Below are 6,391 nucleotides of genomic sequence, written 5' to 3' on the forward strand. Positions count from 1 at the left end.
CAGGGCGTTGGAGATCTTGTCCTGGACGTATCGCGGGCTGATGCCGTGCATCCCCTCGCGCTCCGACTCCTCGCGCCGGCCCAGCCGCACGCCGCCATCGGTGAGCCGCGCGACCTCGCCGGCCAGCGTCGGATCGGTCAGCGCGGCATGCGCGAACCGGTAATTGTCCGGATCGGAGCCGAGACCGTGCGCGTCCAGGAACGCGCCGATCGCGGCGAACAGCCCGTCCTCGCTCCCGACCTGCAACGCTCGCGCAGCCCGCATCGCCCTGAACCCCCGGACGGATGCCTTACGAGAAACGGGTTAACGCTGTATTACCGCCTCAGCGCGCGGCGAGCTTGCGCACCGCCGCCAGCGTCAGCTGGACGTGCTCGGCCGGGTTCATGTCGCTGTGCACGAACGCGATCCGTCCGTCGCGGCCGATCACATAGCTGGTGCGGCTGGTGATGTCGCCCAACGGCGTGGCGCGGCCCAGCGACACGTCATAGGCCTTGACCACCGCCGGCGTCGCGGCGGCGACCGCGAACTTGCCCGCGCATTTCTCGGCGGAGAAGGCCTCCAGCTTGTCGACGTTGCCGGCGGTCACGCCGATCACGCTCGCGCCCGCCTTGCCGAAATCGTCCATGGCTTCCGCAAAGGCGTGCGCCTCCGCGTTGCAGCCGCCGGTGAAGGCGGCCGGGAAGAAGTAGAGCACCACCGGCCCCTTCTTCAGCGCGGTGGCGAGGTCGACGGTGAAGGGCTTGCCCGCGACCGCGCCTTGCGCGGTGAAGGGGGGTGCCTTGGCGCCGGGGGCGAGCGTCGCGAGCGCGGGGGTGGCGAGCAGGGCGGCGGCGAGGAGGGCGAGGCGGCGCATGGCGAGGTCCTTTGCGAGATCGGCCTTGCTGTAGCCTGTCGGGCTCCGGCCGGATAGGGCGTGGCCATGCCTGTCTCCGCCGCCGACCTGCAGCTCGCCGAGCGCCTCGCCAACGCCGCCGGCGCCGCGATCCGCCCCTTCTTCCGCGCGGACTATGCGATCGAGACCAAGGCCGATCACTCGCCGGTGACCGAGGCGGATCGCGCGGCAGAGGCGGCGATGCGCCGGCTGCTCGATGCGGAGGCGCCGGGCGACGGCGTGGTCGGCGAGGAATATGGGGCCAAGGAAGGCATCACCGGGCGGCGCTGGATACTCGATCCGATCGACGGCACGCGCTCGTTCACCGCTGGCCGCGCGATCTTCGGCACGCTGATCGCGCTGGTGGAAGGCGACTGGCCGGTGCTGGGGGTGATCGACCAGCCCGTGCAGCGCGAGCGCTGGATCGGCGCGGCGGGGCGGCCGACGACGCTGAACGGCGCGCGCGTGCGCACCCGCGCCTGCGCCAGGCTGGAGGGCGCGCTGCTCGCGACCACCAGCCCGCACCTGTTCGGGGGCGACGAGGCTCAGGCGTTCCTGCGGCTGGTGGCGAGGGTGTCGGGCGGGCACTCTCGGCAGGGGCCGGTCTATGGCGGCGATTGCTATAATTACGGGCTGGTCGCGGCGGGCACGCTGGACCTGGTGTGCGAGGCGGGGCTGGCCCTGCACGACTTCGCCGCGCTCGCGCCGATCGTGGAGGGCGCGGGCGGGCTGATGTGCGACTGGCAGGGCGATCCGCTGACGGCGGCGAGCGGCGGCCAGGTGCTGGCGATCGGCGACGCGGCGCGGCTGGATGACGTGCTCGAAGCGTTGCACGGCTGACTTCCCCTTCTCCCCTCGCGGGAGAAGGTGGCGCGAAGCGCCGGATGAGGGGGCTTGGGCGGCAAGCGCGCGAGCCTGCGGCTCGCCCCCTCACCCTTCCACCGCTTTCTTTCCCGCAAGGGGGAGAGGGGAAGAACGTCAGAAGATCCCCAGGAACTTCTTGCGCTGGCTCTTGCGCTCGCCGCCGGACTTGTGTCCGTTCTCTTCCTTAGCCGTCGTGCCATGGCCGACATCGTCGCGCGGAGCGCCCTTGGTGGTGCGCTGCGCCGCCGCCGTGGCGCCCGCCAGCACGGGGCCGCACGCCGTCGCCTTCGCGTCGCCCGGATCGATGAAGGCCAGGATCGCGGCGGGTGGGGCCGCCAGGATCGCCAGTCCCAGCCCCGCGCCGGCGCGGCCCAGCAGCTGCGGGCTGACGACGGCGAGCGTCGGCGCGGCGAAATGGCCGCCGATGCCGACCGGCGACTGGCCGGAGAAGAGCGAGAACTTCTTGCCGTCCGCGCGGATGGCAAGGTCGATCGCCTCCGTCCGGAACGAAAAGCCGCCGCGTCCGAGGATCACGTTCTTGCTCGTGTCGATCAGGATCGGGTCCGCCGCCGCGACGCCGTCGCGCACGGTAAAGCCGATCAGCCCGCAATTGATCGTGACCGGCTTCTCCAGCTTGTGCTCGAACATCTTCTGCACGAACGTGCCGACATCGAGTTCGGCGAGCTGGACGTTGCGGGTCCAGAAACTGCCCGCCGGGAGCACGAAGGCGATGCGCCCGTGGCCGGTGGCGAGCGAGTCGTGGATCGTGTCGCCGCGCCCCTCCAGCTGGATACGCCCGCGCACGATGCCGCTGGTGCCCGCCTCCGCGACGCCGTAGCCGGCGAGCAGATGCCCGAGCGGCGTTGGTGACAGGCGGATGTCGTAGCGATCGAAGCTGGGGCGCTGGCGCGTGTCGAACAGCAGGTCCGACGCGACATGGCCGCGCGCCATGGTGAAGGTGAACGGCGACAGCGCCAGCCGGCCGCGATCGAGCGCCAGCGTCAGGTCCATGTCGCTGATCGGCAGGTTCTTCGAGCGGAGCCGGCCGATCGTCCAGCGCAGCCCCGCGTCGAACGCCCGCATCGTGGCCACGGGCAGCGCCGCGTCGGGCAGGATGCGCTGCGGCCCCGCCCCGGTCGCGGCGGCGGCAGCCGATACGCCCTGCGCCGCGACGATGTCGGGATTATAGCCGATGAAGGGCGCGGCATCGACGATATCGAGGGTGCGCGTCGTCAGCGCCGAGTCGAGCCGGACGCGCGCGCCGTTGGTGACGGTCAGCCGCCCCGCGACATCGCTGTCGCCGAAACTGCCCGCCAGCCGCGTGAACCGGTATGCCTCGCCCTTCTTCACGAGTTGCGCGTGGAGCCGGTAGGTGCGGGTCCGCGGGATCGCGACGCCGATGATGTTGAGCAGCTCGGCCATGTTGCGTCCGCGCGCGCGGACCTGCAGCGGCACGTCCTCGAAATCGGCGATGGTCGGCAGCGTGCCGGCGACGTCGATGATGTTGTTCGCGGCATGCGCGGTCAGCGTCAGCTGGTTGGCGCCCCGGTTGACCGTGGCGTCGGGCGACAGCAGACGCGCGGCGAGCGTGAACGGCGTGGCGCGCAGCGTGCCGCTGCCCGTCACGCCCACCGCCCGTCCGATCCGCGCATCGGTCGAGCGGATCGGATCGATGCGCAGGTCGGCGACGAGCGGCATGCGCGGGTCGCGGAAACGCACGGCCGTACCCCGCACGGTGGCGGTGTCGATGCGCGGGAACTCGAACGGCTTGCCGCCCTTACCACCCGTGCCGAACGTCCACGTGTTGGCCGTATGGGCGCGGTCGAACTCCAGGTCGCCCGCGCCGCCCACCAGATCGAGCGAGTAGAATCGGCGCCGGCCGACGATCATCGACAGCGCCGCGATCCGCGCCTCGACATGGTCGGCGGTGAACAGCATCGGCTTGTCCGCCCAGGCCGGGTTGGCGACGCTGAGCCGATCGGCCACGAACCGGAGGTGGAACGGCGCGAAATACAGCTGAAAGTCGCCCGCCACGCGCACTTCCCGGCCGAGCGCGCGGCTGGCGAGCCCCTCGACCGGATGCTTGAGGAACCGTCCCTTGGTGACGAACAGGATCACCCAGGCCAGCACGATCATGCCCAGCAGCCCGAGCAGGATGTTTCGCAAGAGACGGCGCCAGCGGCGCGGATGCCGGGGGTCAGCCGACTGCTCGATACGCTGAACAGCCTCGTCCATCGTCATCCAACCGTTCCGCTCGCGATTCGGTTGCATGCGGACGCCCGAGCCGCTACGGGCCGCCGCTTCGCGAGCGAGACGATCACGACCCGCCCGGCCACCAGGGCTGCCGCGGCAGGTCCAGCCACGCTCCAACTGAAAGGACCAAAATGCCCAAGCTCAAGACCAAGAGCGGCGTCAAGAAACGCTTCACGCTCACTGCCTCCGGCAAGCTCAAGCACGGCGTCGCCGGCAAGCGCCACCGGCTGATCACCCACAACGGCAAGTACATTCGCCAGAACCGCGGCACCAGCGTGCTGTCGAAGGCCGACACCTCGACGGTGAAGGCCTGGGCCCCCTACGGCCTTTCTTGACGTACGGGCTGAGCTGAGGAGCATCGATATATGGCACGAGTGAAACGCGGCGTCACGACGCGCGCCAAGCACAAGAACATCCTGGAACAGGCAAAGGGTTATCGCGGCAGGCGCAAGAACACGATTCGGGTCGCGCGTCAGGCCGTCGAGAAGGCCGGGCAATACGCCTATCGCGACCGCAAAGTGAAGAAGCGCACCTTCCGCGGCCTGTGGATCCAGCGCATCAACGCCGGCGTCCGCGCGGCGGGGCTGACCTATAGCCAGTTCATGCACGGGCTGAAGCTCGCGGGCGTCGAGCTGGACCGCAAGGTGCTGGCCGACCTTGCGATGCACGAGGGCGAGGCCTTCTCGGCGATCATCGCCCAGGCCCGCGCCGCGCTGCCGGCGCAGGCCGCCGCCTGATCGCGGCACGACCGATGGCGTGAGGGGCCGGGCGAGCGATCGCCCGGCCCTTCCGCGTTGCCGGGCCGGGGGCCGTGGCGGACCACCTGATGCGACGACAGGTGATGGGCGCGCATAACAGCGGTCTTTTGCGGAACCGCCGCCTTCGCTAATCCCCGTCCATGATCGTCGGCATCGACCTCGGCACCACCAACTCCGCCATCGCCGTGTTCCGCGGCGGCGGGCCCGAACTGATCCCCAACGCGCTGGGCGACCTGCTCACCCCGTCCGCCGTCAGCGTCACCGACGCGGGCGAGGTAGTCGTCGGGCGCGCGGCGCAGGACCGGCGATCGACGCACCCGGCGCAGACCGCCACCGCGTTCAAGCGGCTGATGGGCACGACGCGCGAGACGCAATTAGGCAAGCGCCGCTACCTGCCCGAGGATCTCTCCGCGCTCGTCCTCGCCAGCCTCAGGCGTGACGCGGAGGCCGCGCTGGGCGAGCCCGTCACCCAGGCCGTCATCACGGTGCCCGCCTATTTCAACGATCGCCAGCGCCGCGCCACCCGGCGCGCGGGCGAGCTGGCGGGGCTTACCGTCGAGCGGCTGGTCAACGAGCCCACCGCCGCCGCGCTGGCGCACGGCATCCACGAGCGCGGCGACCGCGAGCCGTTCCTGGTCTTCGACCTGGGCGGCGGCACGTTCGACGTGTCGATCGTGGAGGTGTTCGACGGCATCGTGGAGGTGCGCGCGTCGGCGGGCGACAACCGGTTGGGCGGCGAGGACTTCAACGAGGTGGTCGCGCGACTCGGGACCGAGGCGCTCAAGCTCGCGACGCCACCCGCCGGACCAAGGGCGATCGCGTTCGCCGCGCTGGTCGATGCCGCCGCCGAGCGGACGCGGCGCGGCCTGAGCGAGGGCGACGCCGCGCCCTTCCGGCTGATCTGGGAGGGCGCCGAGCACGCGACCACCGTCACGACGGCGCAGTTCGAGGAAGCCGCCGCGCCGCTGGTCGCGCGGCTGCGCGATCCGGTGCTGCGCTCGCTACGCGACGCGGGCGTGCAATCGGCCGACCTGTCGGAGGTGGTGCTGGTCGGCGGCGCCACGCGCATGCCGCTGGTGCGCCGCACGGTGACGCGGATGTTCGGCCGCTTCCCGGGCGTCGACCTCCATCCCGATCACGCGGTGGCGCTGGGCGCGGCGGTGCAGGCGGGGCTCAAGGCACGCGACGCCGCGCTGGACGAGGTGCGGCTGACCGATGTCTGCCCGTTCACGCTAGGCGTCGCCACCTCCGAGCGCGACGCCTTCGGCCAGCTGCAGGCGGGCATCTTCGCGCCGATCATCGAACGCAACACGGTGGTGCCGGCCAGTCGCGAGCATCGCTTCCAGACGGTGCAGGACCGCCAGGTCCGGATCAGGTTCGAGGTATACCAGGGTGAGGCGCGGCGCGCGTCCGACAACATCCTGCTCGACACGATCGAGGTGCCCGTGCCGCCCCGGCCGGCGGGCGAGGTGCAGGTGGACGTGCGCTTCTCCTACGACGCGAGCGGGCTGCTGGAGGTGGACGTCGCCGTGCCCGCGACCGACCAGCGGCTGCGCTGGGTGGTGAGCGAGGGCGATGGCGCCGAGGGCTCGCTGGACGCGCGCCGCGCCGCGCTCGCGCGGCTCAAGGTGCACCCGCGCGACAA

General features: G+C 71.3%; 6 protein-coding genes and 1 pseudogene. 4 read left to right on the plus strand and 3 right to left on the minus strand.

What is annotated here, in order from left to right:
* Positions 1-264 (minus strand): annotated as a pseudogene (locus HUU95_RS05650) (hypothetical protein); the annotation flags it as partial.
* 58 nt (positions 265-322) lie between these two features.
* Positions 323-853, minus strand: coding sequence for a peroxiredoxin (locus tag HUU95_RS05655; protein WP_174279221.1), 531 nt, complete (start codon positions 851-853; stop codon positions 323-325).
* Between the two features lie 66 nt (positions 854-919).
* Here HUU95_RS05655 and HUU95_RS05660 point away from each other — a divergent pair, with 66 nt between their 5' ends.
* Entirely contained in the window at positions 920-1,711 is a 792-nt protein-coding gene (locus HUU95_RS05660) for an inositol monophosphatase family protein (RefSeq protein ID WP_174279222.1), read from the plus strand.
* A gap of 138 nt (positions 1,712-1,849) precedes the next feature.
* Here the strand turns inward: HUU95_RS05660 and HUU95_RS05665 are convergent, their stop codons facing one another.
* Positions 1,850-3,970, minus strand: coding sequence for an AsmA family protein (locus HUU95_RS05665; RefSeq protein ID WP_174279226.1), 2,121 nt, complete (start codon positions 3,968-3,970; stop codon positions 1,850-1,852).
* A 149-nt stretch (positions 3,971-4,119) separates the two neighbouring features.
* Between HUU95_RS05665 and rpmI the strand changes: the two genes are divergently transcribed.
* From rpmI to HUU95_RS05680, 3 genes are all read left to right on the plus strand, one after another.
* A complete protein-coding gene (gene rpmI, locus HUU95_RS05670; protein WP_174279223.1) occupies positions 4,120-4,323 on the plus strand; it encodes a 50S ribosomal protein L35 in 204 nt (67 codons plus the stop codon).
* A 30-nt stretch (positions 4,324-4,353) separates the two neighbouring features.
* A complete protein-coding gene (gene rplT / locus HUU95_RS05675; RefSeq protein WP_174279224.1) occupies positions 4,354-4,725 on the plus strand; it encodes a 50S ribosomal protein L20 in 372 nt (123 codons plus the stop codon).
* 161 nt (positions 4,726-4,886) lie between these two features.
* The coding region (locus HUU95_RS05680) for an Hsp70 family protein (protein WP_174279225.1) at positions 4,887-6,391 on the plus strand (1,505 nt) is incomplete at its 3' end.

It is taken from the genome of Sphingomonas bacterium (genome assembly GCF_903643065.1).
GTDB lineage: Bacteria > Pseudomonadota > Alphaproteobacteria > Sphingomonadales > Sphingomonadaceae > Sphingomonas.